This is a genomic window from Alistipes putredinis DSM 17216, assembly GCF_000154465.1.
Classification (GTDB): Bacteria; Bacteroidota; Bacteroidia; order Bacteroidales; family Rikenellaceae; genus Alistipes; species Alistipes putredinis.
Window position 1 is genome coordinate 163737 of the sequence record NZ_DS499577.1, and the last position, 16159, is coordinate 179895.

15 protein-coding genes are annotated in these 16159 nt (G+C 56.7%); 14 read left to right on the forward strand and 1 reads right to left on the reverse strand.

The features are described from left to right. Nucleotides 1-360 precede the first annotated feature (360 nt). The 7 genes from ychF (at nucleotide 361) to pnuC (ending at nucleotide 8435) form a co-directional block, all read left to right on the forward strand. A complete protein-coding gene (gene ychF, locus ALIPUT_RS00955; RefSeq protein WP_004327712.1) occupies nucleotides 361-1461 on the forward strand; it encodes a redox-regulated ATPase YchF in 1101 nt (366 codons plus the stop codon). A gap of 134 nt (nucleotides 1462-1595) precedes the next feature. Further along, nucleotides 1596-2327 carry an SIMPL domain-containing protein gene (locus ALIPUT_RS00960; protein WP_004327713.1) on the forward strand — a complete coding sequence of 244 codons (732 nt, stop codon included), beginning with the start codon at nucleotides 1596-1598 and terminating at the stop codon, nucleotides 2325-2327. A gap of 5 nt (nucleotides 2328-2332) precedes the next feature. Then, nucleotides 2333-2605: a hypothetical protein gene (locus tag ALIPUT_RS00965; protein WP_004327714.1), complete on the forward strand. Its 273-nt coding sequence runs from the start codon at nucleotides 2333-2335 to the stop codon at nucleotides 2603-2605. A gap of 6 nt (nucleotides 2606-2611) precedes the next feature. After that, nucleotides 2612-4144, forward strand: coding sequence for a glutamate--tRNA ligase (gene gltX, locus ALIPUT_RS00970; RefSeq protein WP_004327715.1), 1533 nt, complete (start codon nucleotides 2612-2614; stop codon nucleotides 4142-4144). A gap of 2 nt (nucleotides 4145-4146) precedes the next feature. Beyond that, a complete protein-coding gene (locus ALIPUT_RS00975) occupies nucleotides 4147-5202 on the forward strand; it encodes an aldose epimerase family protein (protein WP_004327716.1) in 1056 nt (351 codons plus the stop codon). A gap of 404 nt (nucleotides 5203-5606) precedes the next feature. Continuing rightward, entirely contained in the window at nucleotides 5607-7853 is a 2247-nt protein-coding gene (locus ALIPUT_RS00980) for a TonB-dependent receptor (protein ID WP_040293039.1), read from the forward strand. A 3-nt stretch (nucleotides 7854-7856) separates the two neighbouring features. Beyond that, a complete protein-coding gene (gene pnuC, locus ALIPUT_RS00985) occupies nucleotides 7857-8435 on the forward strand; it encodes a nicotinamide riboside transporter PnuC (protein ID WP_004327718.1) in 579 nt (192 codons plus the stop codon). A 24-nt stretch (nucleotides 8436-8459) separates the two neighbouring features. Here pnuC and ALIPUT_RS00990 read toward each other — a convergent pair whose 3' ends face one another. Next, nucleotides 8460-8846 (reverse strand): MmcQ/YjbR family DNA-binding protein, encoded by a 387-nt coding sequence (locus ALIPUT_RS00990; protein ID WP_022460554.1) that lies wholly within the window; start codon nucleotides 8844-8846, stop codon nucleotides 8460-8462. A 223-nt stretch (nucleotides 8847-9069) separates the two neighbouring features. Between ALIPUT_RS00990 and ALIPUT_RS00995 the strand changes: the two genes are divergently transcribed. The 7 genes from ALIPUT_RS00995 (at nucleotide 9070) to ALIPUT_RS01025 (ending at nucleotide 16137) form a co-directional block, all read left to right on the forward strand. Then, nucleotides 9070-10563, forward strand: a complete 1494-nt coding sequence (locus tag ALIPUT_RS00995) for a hypothetical protein (RefSeq protein WP_004327720.1) — start codon at nucleotides 9070-9072, stop codon at nucleotides 10561-10563. Nucleotides 10564-10565: 2 nt separating this feature from the next. After that, nucleotides 10566-11276 (forward strand): 16S rRNA (cytidine(1402)-2'-O)-methyltransferase, encoded by a 711-nt coding sequence (gene rsmI, locus ALIPUT_RS01000; RefSeq protein WP_004327721.1) that lies wholly within the window; start codon nucleotides 10566-10568, stop codon nucleotides 11274-11276. Next, nucleotides 11277-12674, forward strand: a complete 1398-nt coding sequence (locus tag ALIPUT_RS01005; protein WP_004327722.1) for a TIGR00341 family protein — start codon at nucleotides 11277-11279, stop codon at nucleotides 12672-12674. It begins immediately after the preceding gene. Beyond that, complete coding sequence (locus tag ALIPUT_RS01010) at nucleotides 12667-13635, forward strand: lysophospholipid acyltransferase family protein (RefSeq protein ID WP_004327723.1); 969 nt, start codon at nucleotides 12667-12669, stop codon at nucleotides 13633-13635. Before ALIPUT_RS01005 ends, ALIPUT_RS01010 begins: the two co-directional genes overlap by 8 nt. After that, entirely contained in the window at nucleotides 13614-14627 is a 1014-nt protein-coding gene (locus tag ALIPUT_RS01015; RefSeq protein ID WP_004327724.1) for a glycosyltransferase family 2 protein, read from the forward strand. The genes ALIPUT_RS01010 and ALIPUT_RS01015 overlap by 22 nt, the downstream gene beginning before the upstream one ends. A gap of 253 nt (nucleotides 14628-14880) precedes the next feature. Then, nucleotides 14881-15600, forward strand: a complete 720-nt coding sequence (locus ALIPUT_RS01020) for a polyprenol monophosphomannose synthase (protein ID WP_004327725.1) — start codon at nucleotides 14881-14883, stop codon at nucleotides 15598-15600. A gap of 75 nt (nucleotides 15601-15675) precedes the next feature. Next, complete coding sequence (locus ALIPUT_RS01025) at nucleotides 15676-16137, forward strand: GNAT family N-acetyltransferase (RefSeq protein WP_004327726.1); 462 nt, start codon at nucleotides 15676-15678, stop codon at nucleotides 16135-16137. Nucleotides 16138-16159 lie beyond the last annotated feature (22 nt).

Below are 16159 nucleotides of genomic sequence, written 5' to 3' on the forward strand. Positions count from 1 at the left end.
TGTAATCGGTTACCCTCTTGCTCCGCGCTTGTCGTCTTGTCGAAACCCGGCTGTTTTTACCGTTTTATAATTTATACCGGAGCTGTTGTTCGGTCTTTAGTCCCGGGTCCTGTGCCGGGCTTGTCTGTTCGGAATCAACGAACAAAGTCTTCGTCAAACGCAAGTTATCGGGGAGATTTTCGTATCTTTGACTTCGTCTAAAATACTTCGCCTGGGCAAAATGCAAATAAATTTGCTTTTGCACGCGGCTTATTCGTATCTTTGCATTTCCGAACGACGGTATATCGACCGTCTTCGCGGGGGCACCTGCATTTTGCCGATGCCTGTCGAACGGATAATATTAAAAACGAAAGATATTCAATGGCTTTACAATGCGGTATCGTGGGGCTGCCCAACGTGGGTAAATCGACCCTTTTCAACTGCCTGTCCAACGCCAAGGCGCAGGCGGCGAATTTTCCTTTCTGTACGATCGAGCCCAACGTGGGCGTCATCACCGTTCCCGACGAGCGGCTCATTCGGCTCGCGGAGATCGACAATCCCAAGCGGGTGGTTCCCACCACTATCGAGATCGTCGATATCGCCGGACTGGTGAAAGGTGCCTCGAAAGGCGAGGGGCTGGGCAACAAGTTTCTGGCCAACATCCGCAACACGAACGCCATTATTCATGTGCTCCGTTGTTTCGAGAACGATAACATTACCCATGTCGATGGTTCGATCGACCCTGTGCGCGACAAGGGTATCATCGATACCGAGTTGCAGCTCAAGGACCTCGAAACCATCGAGAACCGCCTTGCCAAGACCCAGAAGCAGGCTGTCGTGGGCGGGGACAAGCAGGCCAAACGTGCCGTGGAGATCCTGTTGCAGTACAAGGCCGTCCTGGAGCAGGGTTTGAGCGCCCGGACCGTGGAGCTCGAGAAAGAGGACCGCAAGCTGGTCGCCGACCTGAACCTGCTGACCGACAAACCGGTGCTCTACGTCTGCAACGTTGATGAGAAGAGCGCCGTGACGGGCAACGAACATACCCGGGCCGTCGAGGCCGCCATTGCCGACGAGCGGGCCGAGATGCTGATCGTCGCCGCAGCTACCGAGGCCGACATCGCCGAGCTGGACGAGTACGAGGAGCGCCAGATGTTCCTCGAAGAGATCGGCCTGAAGGAGTCGGGCGTGGCGCGTCTGATTAAAGCGGCCTATAAATTGCTGGATTTGCAGACGTTCTTCACGACCGGTGCCGACGAGAGCCGTGCCTGGACTTTCCGCCGGGGCATGAAAGCGCCCCAGACCGCCGGCATCATCCACACCGATTTCGAGCGGGGCTTCATCCGTGCCGAAGTCATCAAGTACGACGACTATGTGGCGCTGGGTTCCGAAAAGGCCTGCCGCGACCAGGGCAAGATCGGGGTTGAGGGTAAGGAGTACGTGGTGCAGGACGGCGACATCATGCACTTCCTGTTCAACGTGTAGTGCCGCGCTGCCGTTTACGGTAGCGGGCGGGGCGCCGCCGGATGCGGTGATCGTGTCCTGTTGAAAACGCCGGACCGGAAGCGGCCGATGAATTGCGGCGGGTTAGCAAATATAATTCTTAAAATATTACGGTTATGAAAGCGTATTGGAAGTACCTCATCATCGGTGCGGCGATCGTCGTCAGTGCCTGGTTGCTCGCAAGGGCGTACACATATAAATACCACGCGCAGGAGACGATCGTGGTGACGGGCCTCGGCGAAACCGAGTTCTCGTCCGACCTGATCGTCTGGAACGGTTTCATCACCGCCGAGGCGCAGAACGTCGAAGCGGGATACGCGCAGATCGAATCCAGCAAGAAGAAGGTGTACGACTACCTCCTCTCGAAAGGGATCGCTGCTGAAGCCGTGGTCTTCCAGTTCGTGAACGTCACCAAGCAGTACGAGCCGGTCTATTCGGCCAATGGCAGTTGGGCCGGACAGCGGTTTACCGGTTACCGGCTTTCGCAGGGCTTCACCGTCGAGTCGAAGAGTGTCGATGCCGTCGAGAATGTTTCGCGTGAAATCTCTTCGCTGATCGCCCAGGGCGTTTCGATCGAGGCTATGCAGCCCGATTATTACTATACGAAGCTCGACGACGTGAAGTTGTCGCTCATCGAGAAAGCATCGGCCGATGCCCGTGTCCGTGCCGAGAAGATCGCGGTCAATGCCGGAGCGAAGCTCGGCGGAGTGGCTTCGGCCCGTATGGGCGTGTTCCAGATCACGGGTGCCAATACCAACGAGGAGTTCTCGGCCGGAGGATCGTTCAACACCTCGAGCCGGCAGAAAAAAGCCCGTATCACCATGCGGGTCGAATACCGCATTAAGTAAACGGTATGGGAAATCGTGCAAAAATCGCCCGGGCGCTTACCTCCCGATGGACGGAACGGATATTTTTCGTCCTGCTTCTCGCAGTGGTCGCTTTGAGGAACGATGCGGTCTGGCGCGTGGTATCGGGTGCCTTCGTAGTGTGGGTGATGTGTGCGCTGTGGGCCGTGGCGCCGACTTTGTGCAAACCTGCCCGAGGGGGTGCAGCGGCGCAGGATGCGGCCGGTCGCAAGACGGCCGAATCCGAACATGACGATAAAAAGGAAATCAACAAAGAGTAACGAAATATGGAAAGACCTGTCCGGGTGCGCTTCGCACCCAGCCCTACGGGGCCTCTGCATATCGGCGGCGTACGTACGGCGCTTTATAACTACCTGTTCGCGCGTCGGCACGGCGGTACGATGATTCTTCGTATCGAAGATACCGACTCGCAGCGTTTCGTGCCGGGTGCCGAGGAGTATATCCTCGAGTCGCTCAAGTGGTGCGGCATCGAGATCGACGAGGGTGTCGGCGTCGGCGGCCCTCATGCGCCGTACCGCCAGAGCGAGCGGCGCGACATCTACCTGAAATACGCGAAACAGCTCGTGGAGTCCGGATGGGCCTACTACGCTTTTGATACTGCCGAGGAGTTGGACGCCCTGCGCAAGGAGTACGAGGCGCGCGGCGAAACTTTCGCATACAACTATTCGATCCGCGAGAAACTGCCTACGTCGCTCTCTCTCTCGAAAGAGGAGGTCGCAGCCCGCATCGCGCGGGGCGACCAGTGGGTCATTCGCTTCAAGATGCCCGAAAACGAGATCGTCGAAATGGACGACCTGATCCGGGGGCATGTCGAGGTGAACACTTCGACGCTCGACGACAAGGTGCTCTATAAGTCGGCCGATGCGCTGCCTACGTACCATCTGGCGAATATCGTGGACGACCGTCTGATGGAGGTGTCGCACGTGATCCGTGGCGAGGAGTGGCTGCCGTCGTTGCCGCTGCATTATCTGCTGTACCGGGCCTTTGGTTGGACGGACCTGCAGCCCCGCTTCGCGCATCTGCCTCTGCTGCTGAAACCTACGGGCGGTGGCAAACTCTCGAAGCGCGACGGCGACAAGATGGGGTTCCCCGTGTTCCCGCTCTTCTGGAAATCCCCGACGGGCGAAACCGCACGCGGTTACCGCGAGGACGGTTATTTCCCCGAGGCGTTTATCAACATGCTGGCGTTGCTGGGGTGGAATCCCGGCACCGAGCAGGAGATCTTCTCGATGCAGGAGCTGATCGACAACTTCTCGCTGGAGCGCGTTTCGAAATCGGGCGCCCGCTTCCAGCCCGACAAGGCCAAGTGGTTCAACGCCCAGTATATGCACCATAAGAGCGACGCGGAACTGGCCGCACTGTATCAGCCGATCCTGCGCGAGCACGGCATCGAGGTTTCGGACGAGTTGGCCGGGCGTGCCGCAGGCATTATGAAAGAGCGGGCCACGTTCATCACCGATCTGTGGGATCTGACCTCGTTCTTCTTCGTCGCTCCGACTCAGTACGATGAGAAGCAGGCTAAGAAGTATTGGAAGGGCGATAATCCGGCTATGCTGCGCGAACTGCGCGAGGTGCTGGCCGGCATCGACGATTTTTCGCTCGAAAATACCGAGCGGATCGTGCACGGCTGGATCGAGCAGAAGGGCTATTCGCTGGGACAGGTGATGAACACGCTGCGCCTGGCGCTGGTCGGAGCCGGCAAGGGTCCCGGTATGTACGACGTTACCTCTTTCATCGGGAAGGAGGAGACCCTGCGTCGTATCGACAACCTGCTGCGTAATCTGAAGCCGGGCGAATAGGGATGGAGATCGAACAGCAGATCTGGGGCGCCACTTCGGAGGGCGAGGCCGTTGTGCTCTATACGCTGCGCAATGCCGCAGGTGCCGAAGTGCGGCTTTGCAATGTCGGCGCGGCTGTCGTGTCGATTCTGGTTCCCGATCGTGACGGACATTTGGCGGATGTGGCGCTGGGTTACAAGGATTTCCGCAGTTATTTCGGCGATCCGGCCCTGTGCGGCAAAAGCATCGGCCGCGTGGCCGGTTGCATCGCTTACGGGACGATGCGGATTGACGGCGAAGAATACCGCTTGGATATAAACGGCATGGCCGGGCATCTCAACGGCGGTGTGAAGGGCTTCGCCGGGCGCTTGTGGGAGAGCCGTGTCGAAACCAACCGGGTCGTGATGTCGCTCTCTTCCGACGACGGCGATCAGGGGTATCCCGGTAATTTGCAGGTCGAGGCCGCTTTCGATTTCGACGAAGATAATGCGCTGGAAATAACTTATATCGCTCGAACCGACCGGACGACGCCCGTGAACATGGCCTGCAACCTGCTGCTCAATCTGGGCGGCGAGGGCAGCGGGTCGGTACTCGACCACGAGCTGCGGCTCGATGCTTCGACTGTTTTGGAAGCGGACGATCGTCTGATTCCTACCGGGAAACTGCTCGGTGTTGCCGGTACGCCCGCCGATTTCCGTTCACTGCGCCGCTTGGGTGAGGGCGTCGATTCCGATTTCGACCGGATCCGGATGCTGCGGGGGTACGACCACTTCTTCCCCGTGGACGGTTGGCGGCAGAATATCCTGACCGAAGTCGGCGAATTGCGCGATGCACGTTCGGGACGCCGGGTGGAGATTCTCTCTTCGCAGCCCGGCGTGACGCTCTACACCGGCAATCGCTTGGGCGGCGGATGCCCCGAAACGAAGTCGGGCGGCCGCTACCGGGATTACGAAGGGGTCGCCGTCGTCTGTCAGGGGTATCCCGATGCGGTCAATCGGCCGGAATTTCCTTCTCCGCTGCTTGCGCCTGACGGATTTTATTGCCAGAAGACCGTCTATCGGTTCGGTACTTTCCGGTAGGTGATGACTCTCCCCAGGCTTGCCCTGTCCCGAGGAAGATACCGGATTTTTCAACTGTCGGAGCCGGAAAACGGTCCCGGGTTTTGCCTGGTTCCGGGTTGTAAACGTTTTTTTCGGCAAATATCCGAACAGTCGGTTTTTCGTCGCTGTCCGCCGCATTCGGAGTGAGTTGTTCGAACAAAGCTGTGCGCCATTCCTGGGGTCGAGCCGGGTGGCGTACTCTTTTTGTGATGCGGTGCGATTTTCCGAAATTTAATGTTATCTTTGCGCCCGTATTCTTGAAGGGGTGCCTTACTGTCAGGCTGAGATTATACCCATTGTACCGGATACGGGTAATGCTGAAACCGGGAATCTATAATCGATACGACATACCCCTTTTCTGTTCTTTTAATTCAATTAAAGTTATGAAAAGGATTTTCTTACTGCCGCTTACGGCTGCGGCTGTCTGGTGCGCGATGCCGGTGCACGCGGACGAACCGGTGGAAACGGACTCCATGACTCCGGATTCCATGAAACTGTACGAATTGCAGCAGATCGAGGTGACCGCTACCCGCGTCGATCGCAAAACTCCGGTGGCATATGCCGATATCGGCCGAGAAGCGATTTCTCGCCGGAATTTCGGCAGCGACATGCCGACGTTGTTGCAAATGACTCCGTCGGTGGTCGCCACTTCGGATGCCGGCAACGGCATCGGCGGTACGGCGTTCCGTCTGCGCGGTTCGGATGCTTCGCGCATCAATGTCACAACCAACGGCGTGCCGATGAACGATGCCGAGAGCCACTCGGTCTATTGGTACGATACGCCCGACATGGCTTCTTCGGTCGGAACGATCCAGGTACAGCGCGGTGCCGGAACCTCGACCAACGGTACGGGAGCCTTCGGCGGTTCGGTGAATATGACCACCGCCCCGATGTCGAGCGAATTTTCTGGCGAAGCGTCCCTTTCCTATGGCTCCTACAACACCAACAAACAGTCGTTGCAGATCGGTTCGGGACTCATGGGCGGCCATTGGACCGTCGATGCCCGGCTTTCGCATATCTCCTCGGACGGTTATGTCGATCGGGCCTTCACCAACCTGGAGTCCTACATGTTGCAGGTCGGGTACTACGATGGGGGTACGGCCGTGAAGCTGATCTCCTTCGGCGGTGTGGCCAGAGTCGGACTGGCTTATGACGGCGTGACGAAGGAGCAGCTCGAAACCGACCGGCGCTACAATTCGCAGGGGCTTGTCAAACATGCCGACGGATCGATTTCGTTTTATGATAACCAGACGGATAACTATACCCAGATCAACAATCAGTTGATCGTCAATCATCGCTTCAACGCCCGTTGGACGCTGAATGTCACGGGCCACTACACCTACGGTTCGGGTTATTACAACCAGTATAAGAACGGACAGACGTTGAGTGAGTACGGTATCGCGCCGATCCCTACGGACGATCCGAACGAGCCGATTACCGAAAGCAATCTGATTCGCCGCAAGTCGATGGACAACCATTTCGGCGGCGTGGTGGCATCGGCCAACTATACTCGTGGTCGCGTACAACTGGCCCTGGGCGGTGCGGGCAACGTATATGACGGCGGCCACTGGGGAAACGTGATGTCGGTCGTCGATGCACCCGGCTTCCCGCGTCACGAATATTATCGTAACGCCTCGACCAAGTACGATGCCAACGTCTTCGCCAAGATCAACTGGGAGGCTGCGCGGGGGCTGAACCTCTATGCCGACCTGCAGTACCGTTTCATCCGGCATAACATTACGGGCACCAACGACAATTTCAACAGCACCACTTCGGCGCTTCAGGAGTTGGATATTCACCGTACCTATCACTTTTTCAACCCCAAAGCGGGCGTGAACTACACTTTCGCCCGGAATCACAAGGTCTATGTGTCGTTCGCCGTGGCGCAGAAGGAGCCTACGCGCAGCAACTTCACCGATACCAAGAACGGGGAGTATCCCACCTCGGAGCGGCTGTACGACTGGGAGTTCGGCTATCTTTTCCACAACGACCGTTTCGAGGCGGGCGTGAACTTCTACTATATGTCCTACAAGGATCAGCTGGTCGCTACGGGCGAACTCTCGGACACGGGGCAGGAGCTGTCCCGCAATATTCCAGACAGTTACCGCCGGGGCATCGAACTCTCGGCTTCGCTGAACATCGCCCGCTGGTTTTCGCTGGGAGCCAATGCGACCCTGAGCCAGAACCGGATCGAGAACTATACGGAATATGTTTCGGAGTACGACGCCGACTGGAACTACCTGGGCGAAAAGGAGCTGTATCTCGGGACCTCGACCCTTTCCTACTCTCCGTCGGTCATCGCCGGAGTGCTATTGGATTTCCATGTCAAAGGGTTCAGCGCCCTGCTGCATACGCAGTATGTCGGCAAACAATACTTTACCAACGGCCGCAACGATGCGCTGTCGCTCGACGACTACTGTGTCACCAACCTGAACCTGGGGTATGAATTGGCTGCCTCGAAGATCGGAAGCGTGCGTTTCGGCGTGCAGATCAACAATCTTTTCAATACGGAGTATTGTAACAACGGCTACGGTTATTCGTCGATTGTCGGAGGTGTGCGCGAAGATTCGGCCTTCTATTTTCCCCAGGCGATGTTCAACGTGCTGGCCAACGTAACGGTGCGGTTTTAGGCGATGGAACTCAAACTCATCCTGCAGATCGTCGGCTTTACGCTGGGGCTGCTCTATCTGTGGCTCGAATACCGGGCCAACATCTACCTCTGGCTCGTGGGGCTGGTGATGCCCGTCGTGCACGGTACGCTCTACTTCCAGACGGGGCTTTATGCCGATTTCGGCATGAACGTCTATTATTTTCTGGCAAGTGTCTATGGGTGGCTGGTATGGCGCAACGCTCCCAAAACCGAAAAGGGCGGCGGTATTTCCCGTACGCCCGCACGCCGCTGGCCGATGATCGCGGCGGCGTATGCGGCGATCCATCTGTTCATCTACTGGGTGCTCGTGACCTTTACCAACAGCACCGTGCCGTTCTGGGATAGCCTGACCACGTCGCTGAGCATCGTGGGAATGTGGATGCTTTCGCGCAAGTATCTGGAACAGTGGTTTGTATGGTTTGTAGTCAATTTGGTGACGGTCGGGCTCTATTTCTACAAGGAGATCCCGCTCACCGCATTGCTCTACACGATTTACCTGACGATGTCGCTGGCCGGGTATTTCCGCTGGCGTCGGATGATGCGGCGGCAGATGCGGGGCTGATTCGGGAAAGAGGCGAAAGCCGGGTTACTCTTCGGGGAGCCCGGCTTTTTCGATCTGGTTTCGTATTTCCTGCCGCAAGGCTTTGGGGGTGATGCCTGCCGCGACGAGCAGATAGGAGTGGCGGAGTTGCTCGCGGATAAAGGCGTCGGGCAGATCACCATCCGTACGGATGCCGTTCCAGTGGCGTTTGTTGCTGTGGAAAGCGGGAGTGACCAGTTCCGGATAGCGTTCGCGAAGCAGAACGGCCCGATCCGGATCGCACTTTACAGCGATCCATCGGAATTCCACCATATCGGTGTAACAGAACATTTTGCCCCCGATTTTGAAGACCAGGGTCGTTTCGTCGAACGGGGTACACTCTTCTGCCAGCGGCAGGGAGAGGCAATAGCGGCGCAGTTCCAGAATATCCATTTCAGGATGATTTTTTTAGTGTGGGTATATGCAGCAAAGCGGGTGCGGTGTCCGTTCGAAGGTTTTTCGTTCGGTTTTGCATCCGAAGCAAAGATATACATAGTTTTTCCGATTCGGAAAATAATCGTCGAGCTGCATCGGTGAATTTTTGGCAATCTGCGGACAAACCGTTTCCCGCATCCGATATTTTTCGTACCTTTGGCTCTGATAAACCGATTTTGTTATGGAGGTGAACAAGATACAGGAAGAACTTGCCCGTTTGATCGAACTGGTCGATGGCTGGGCGGGTTCGCACGATGTCCCCGGCATCGAGCGGGATTTGGTTTTGGACAAGCTCAAAAAATTGTATGAAGCGATACGGTTTGCGAATTTCGACGAAGGGGATTCCTCCGCTTCCGCGTCCGTCGCTGCGCAGCAGTCCGTCGCCGAAGTTGCGCCGGTGTCCGAAATAAGTATCGACCTGGACGATTTGCTGGCGGAGCCTGTCCGCGATTTCCTGCCGGAGTCGGCTGCGATGCCCGAAGCTTTGGATGCACCCGTCGGGGAGTCTGCGGCTGTGCCGGAACCTGCGTCTTCCGAGAAGCCGGTTTCAGTGTCTGCCGTTACAGAACCTATGTCGGAACCGATGCCTGTTGTTGCTCCCGCTTCTGTACCCGAGCCGGATCCGGCGCCTGCCGTCGGAACTGCCCCTGAACCCGTGCCTGTATCGGAATCTGTACCCGCTGTGCAGTCTGTTCCTGTATCGGAGCCTGCGGCCGTCGAGGTGTCGCTGTCTGCGGCGGCCGGTTTTTCGCGGCAGGACGTTTCGATGGAAGGGCGGGCCGGCAAAGCGCCGGGAACCGGGCGCGATGCTGCGGCTCGGATCGGTCAGGAGGGGCTTGCCGGATCGTCTGCCGGACAGGTGGTTGCCCCCTCCTCTGAAGCCGATACCGAATCGAAGCAGAAAGTCGTCGTGTCGGACAGTCTGTTCGATCTGGACGATCTGGTGATCCGTCACAGGGAGAAGCGCCGGGTCATCATGTCCCTCTACGAAACGGACGGGCCGCAGGAAGCCGCTGCTTCGAAGATTCCGGTCGGAATCGGGCAGAAGCCGGGGCATGCAGCGGCGCCGCAGCAACGGGCAACCGCCGGAAAGGAGCAGGACGATGCAGTGGCTCCGCAGCCGGAAACACTCCTCGATAAAATGGATGAACCGAAGAAGTCCGTAACGTCGCAAATGCCGGAGCCACAGTCCGAAACATCGGAATCCGACTCTGTCGCTGCAGAGATTTCGGAGCAAGCGGATAATGCGGCGGATGCCGATGCTTCCGTTGCCGCTTCGCAAAAGACGGTCGTCGCCGAAACGACTTCGGCTAAAACCGATGCCCCGAAATACCCGTTTGCCGCCGAACCGGAGCCGGTGCTGGGCGAGGTGTTGGGCGGTGACGTGCATACGCTGGCCGACACGATCGCCGCGCCGAAGGACATGGCTTCCGAAATCGTGCGCAAGGAGCGGATCACCGACCTGAAGCAGGCGATCGGTATCAACGACAAATTCCTGTTGCTGCGGGACTTGTTCGGCGGCGATACCGAGCGGTACGAACGGACGATCGACCGTCTGAACGAGTTTGACGACCTGGACGACTGCATTATCTATATCTCCGAGAATTACGATTGGAACCCTTCGTCCGACGGAGTGAGGTTCCTGATGGAGTTGCTGGAACGTAAACTCTCCTGACGATGGCTAAGCTCTATATCGTTCCTACGCCGATCGGAAATTTGGACGACATCACGATTCGGGCCGTCAGGGTGCTTTCCGAAGTCGATTTTATTCTGGCTGAAGACACGCGCACCTCGTCGGTGCTGCTCAAGCATCTGGGCATCGAGAAAAAGATGTATGCCCACCACAAGTTCAATGAACATGCGACGGTTGGTCTGGTGGCCGACAACATCGCCCAGGGCCGTTCAGCGGCTCTGATTTCGGATGCGGGCACGCCGGGAATCTCCGACCCGGGATTCCTGCTGGTGCGGGCCTGTCTTGAAGCGGGGATCGAGGTGGAGACGCTGCCCGGAGCTACGGCTTTCGTTCCGGCGCTCGTGCAGAGCGGCTTTCCGTGCGACCGGTTTTGCTTCGAGGGTTTTCTGCCCCAGAAGAAAGGCCGCAACAAGCATTTGCAGAGCCTTGCGTCGGAGCCGCGTACGATGATTTTTTACGAGTCGCCTTTCCGGGTGGTCAAGACCCTCGAACAGTTCGCCGAGGTGTTCGGTCCGGAGCGGATGGCGGCCGTGTCGCGGGAACTGACCAAAAAGTTCGAACAGACCGTGCGGGGAACCCTTGCCGAGGTTGCGGACTATTTCCGGGAACATACGCCCAAAGGAGAGTTCGTGATCGTGGTGGCGGGGCTTCCGAAACCGGGAAAGAATATGGATACAGAATCCGAAGAAGAGTAAATGAGTGATATGGAAAATAGTGAATTGAAAGAGCAGTCCCGTCATTCGTTCCGACTTTGGGCGGAGTTCCGGGCTTTTATGCGGGACCGTTTCAGTCTGGAGGATGACAAGGCCTCGCAGGATGAAGTAGCTGCCAACATCAGCAAGGGTACGGAGTTTCGCGGCGTCAATTTGTGGGTCCTGATTTGCGCTACGATGGTGGCGTCGCTGGGCCTGAATGTCAATTCGGCCGCCGTAATTATCGGCGCCATGTGTATTTCTCCGATCATGGGGCCGATTATGGGTATCGGCTTTTCGCTCGGGATCAACGATTTCGACCTGCTGAAAAAATCCGTCAGGAACTTCGTCCTGATGTTCGTCGTGGCGATTTCGACTTCGACCCTCTTCTTTTTCATCTCCCCGCTGGGGAATGCGAGCAGTGAGTTGCTCGCACGTACCACTCCGACGACTTACGACGTGTTGATCGCCTTTTTCGGCGGTATGGCCGGTATCGTGGCGCAATCGCGCCAGGATCGTAATTCGACCGTTATTCCGGGCGTTGCGATCGCTACGGCGTTGATGCCGCCTCTCTGTACGGCGGGGTTCGGTCTGGCGACGGGACAGTATCGTTTTTTCTTCGGGGCGTTTTACCTGTTTTTCATCAATACGGTTTTTATCGCCCTGGCTACTTATATTTTTACCCGGTTTCTGAAGTACAGGAAGAAGACGTTTCTCAACAAATCCCGCGAGCGTTTCGTGAAGCGGACGATGCTGGCGATTACGCTCGTTACGTTTATTCCCAGCGTATTCATCGGCTTGCATATGGTGCGGGTTTCGATTTTCGAGGTGCAGGCCGATAAGTATATCGCCCAGGTGTTCAATTTCCCGCAGACCCGTGTGATCGAATCCAGCAAGATCTACCGCCGGGGCGGAGAATCGCCCCGTATCGAACTGCTGTTGGTCGGGGAGCCGCTCGGCGAAGATGTGATCGAGAATGCGCGGGGACAGCTTGCCAGCTACGGGCTGCCCCGGACAGAATTGGTGGTGCGCCAGGCATCGACCTCGGATAAAGTCGATTTGCAGTCGCTGCAGTCGAGTTACGTGGAGCTGCTGGACGAGAAGAATCGGCAAATCGCCGAGATGAAACAGCGACTGGCTCGCTATCAGGTGACGAATGTCGATATCGGCGATATTTCGCAGGAGGTGGGCGTGATGTCGGATAACGTGGAGTCGATGTCGCTTACCAAAGGGGTGATGTTCGACGTTGCGGGCAAACCGCTGGATACGCTGTTGGTCTGCGTTATTACGCCGAAGGATTTCCAACGCCAGATAGACCGGGAGCAGTTGCGCAAGTGGCTTTCGGTCCGCACGAAGGTCGATAATGTGAAACTGTTCGTAGAACCGAAATCGAATGAGTAAGCCGGAGGTAGAAAGACAGAAAAGCCCGAATCTGGGTTTTTGGGGAAGGATCGGACTGGAAAGCCTCTGGATTTTCTGTAAGTTTTTCTCCATTTTGCCGTATTGGTTTCGCTATTACGTGGTGGAACCGGCCGTTTTCGGTGCGTTGCGCCTGTTGCGTTACCGTTATCGGGTCGTGACGGAGAATTTGCGGAACTCTTTTCCGGAGAAAAGCCTGGAGGAGTTGCATGCTATCCGGAGAGGTTTTTACCGTACTTTGGCGGAGATTTTCGTAGATACCTTCAGTCTGGCCGGACTCACCGACGAGAAATGCCGTCAGGTCGTCGTCGTAAAGGATCTGGAAAAGCAGATGGCTGCGGTCGAGGGCCGGGACTGGATCGCTCTGACGGCTCATTTGGGGTGCTGGGAATACTGTTCGTTCTGGGGGATTATCGTCCCTTCGCAGGTGGTCGTGGCGGTCTATCATCCCCTGCGGAGTCGCGTTTTCGACGAATTGTACAAACGTCTGCGCAGCCATGCGAATATCTGTCCGGTACCGATGGCTGAGTCCCTGCGCTTCTATCTGCGAAATCGGGAGAAGGGAATCGACGGCAAGAATATCGTGATGGGACTGATTGCCGATCAGAATCCGCCGCGCCGTCCCGACAGCCATTGGTTCCGCTTCCTCAATCGGGATACGATCTTTTTCGACGGAGGGGAGAAGCTGGCGCTGCGTTGCGGTCTGCCCGTATATTGCTGTTGGCTGCGGCGTGTCAAACCGGGTTATTACGAGATGGATTTCGACCGGATTTACGACGGAGAAGAGGAGGTGGCTCCCCATGAAATAACGGAACGCTACGTGCGGCGTCTGGAGCAGAAGATCCGCGAATACCCCGACCTGTGGATGTGGTCGCACAAGCGGTGGAAACACAAGTCCCCGGCCGATCTGGCCCGCATGGAATGCGAACGAAAACAGAAATAGTGATCCTGAATTGGAACGGTGCCGGGCATTTGCGCCGTTTCCTGCCTTCGGTGCTCGCATCGGTTCCCGAAGGGGTCGGCGTCGTCGTGGCCGACAACGGTTCGACGGACGATTCGCTCGGCGTGCTCGAACGCGAATTTCCCGCTGTGGGGCGAATCGTACTGGACCGTAACTACGGGTTCGCCGGAGGTTATAACCGGGCGTTGGAGTATCTCGATGCGGACTATTTCATTCTGCTCAATTCGGATGTCGAAACGCCTGCCGGATGGGTCGAACCGCTCGTCGAAACGCTCGATCGGGATCGGACCGTGGCTGCCGTAGCGCCCAAGCTGCTGTCGCTCGTCGAGCCTGCGCGGTTCGAGTATGCCGGAGCTTCGGGCGGTTTCATCGACTACTTGGGGTATCCTTTCTGCCGAGGTCGTATTTTGCAGTGTGTCGAACGGGACGAAGGGCAGTATGACGATGCCCGCGATGTTTTTTGGGCGAGCGGCGCTGCTTTCTGCTGCCGGGCCGAAGTATTTCGGGCATTGGGCGGTTTCGACGAGGATTTTTTCGCCCACATGGAGGAGATCGACCTTTGCTGGCGGATGCAACTGGCCGGTTACCGGGTGCGGATCGAGCCCCGGAGCCGGGTTTATCACCTCGGCGGGGGGAGTCTGGCGCAGGGATCGCCTTCGAAGGTGTTTTACAACCATCGCAATAATCTGGCGATGCTCTACAAGTGTGCGTCGCCGGTGCAGCGGAGCGTCGTGGCTATCGTGCGTCCGGTGCTCGACTCGTGCGCGGCGCTGTCGTACCTGATGCAGGGGCGTCCGGATTACGTGCGGGCCGTGGGACGTGCGTGGCGGGATTTTCTGCGGGCGCACAAGGCGCTGGCCGCCAAGCGGCGGGCTGTTCGCGGTGCGGTGAAGGGAAAGCCCCGGGGCATATACTGCGGGTCGATCGTTCTGCGTTATTTATTAGGTCGCAGACGGTTCGGCAAGTTGCTGTAAAGGGGCGGCGATTCGAATGCGACCGCTGCCTTATGTGTCGATGTTCGGACGGGGGCGATTTAAGCTGGCGATAATATACTTTTGTGTACCTTTGGGGGTGTGTAGCGGCCCAAGTCCTCTCCGAGAGGAGATCCGGAGAGGCAGAATTATAAATGCGGCTGCGAATCGCAAATAAGCGGCTGCCGGATTCGGAGCTGTGACTGTCGGATAAAGGTACGCTGAAATACATAATTACCCTGAAGAAAGTATTTGGATGGAAAAATTGGTTGTCATACCTACTTATAACGAGCGGGAGAATATTTCGAAGATGATCTCGAAGGTGATGTCGCTCGAGGGCGGTTACCATTTGCTCGTGGTGGACGACGGCTCGCCCGATGGAACGGGAGCGATCGTCAAGGAGCGGCAGGCGGAGTTTCCGGATCGTCTGTTTCTGTTGGAACGCTCGGGAAAACTGGGGTTGGGCACTGCCTATATCGAGGGATTCCGCTGGGCGCTGGCTCGCCCGTACGATGCCGTGTTCGAAATGGACTGCGATTTTTCGCATAATCCCGACGATCTGCTGCGGCTTACCGCCGAATTGGAGGCCGGAGCGGATGTCGCCGTCGGTTCGCGGTATTCGAAAGGAGTGACGGTGGTGAACTGGCCTATGTCGCGGCTGTTGATGTCCTATTGCGCCTCGCGGTATGTGCGGATCGTGACGGGGATGCCCGTCTGCGATGCGACGGCCGGATTCGTCGGCTATAAGCGGGAAGTCCTTGCGGCGATCGATTTCGACCGGATCGAGATGGTGGGGTACGGATTCCAGATCGAGATGAAATATACGGCCTGGAAGATGGGATTCCGCATCGGCGAGGTGCCGATCATCTTTGCCGACCGGACCGAAGGAACCTCCAAGATGTCGGGCGGTATCTTCGGCGAAGCGTTCTTCGGGGTGCTGGCCCTGCCGTTTCGAACGATCGCCCGGAAGAAATAACGATCGTTGCGTTGCCGGGAAGTGTATTCCTCTTATGCGGGCGGTAAATAGAGTGTTGAGAGGGAAAACGGAGAAATGGTTACGATAAGGGAATATCGGACGACAGACAAGGATGATGTGATGGAATTGATCCGGCGGAATACACCAGAATATTTTGCGGCGGAAGAAGAAATTGATTTGAGTGATTATCTGGATCGAGAAATAGAGTTGTATTATGTGCTGGTCACGAATGACAGGATCGTTGGTTGCGGCGGAATAAATTTTGCCGATGATAAAACCGTCGGCAAAATAAGTTGGGACATCATACATCCCGATTATCAGGGAAAATCGCTTGGGAAGCAACTGCTCGAATATAGAATCGACAAGTTGAAATCAATTGATCGTGTCCGCAAGATAACCGTCAGAACTTCGCAGTTGGTTTATAAGTTCTATCAGAAGCAAGGCTTTGTGTTGAAAGCGACGCATAAGGACTATTGGGCCAAAGGTATCGATTGGAGTATGAAGGAAATTAGAACCCCTCTGTATTTTAAAATGTAAGATATATTTTACTCCTGAATAC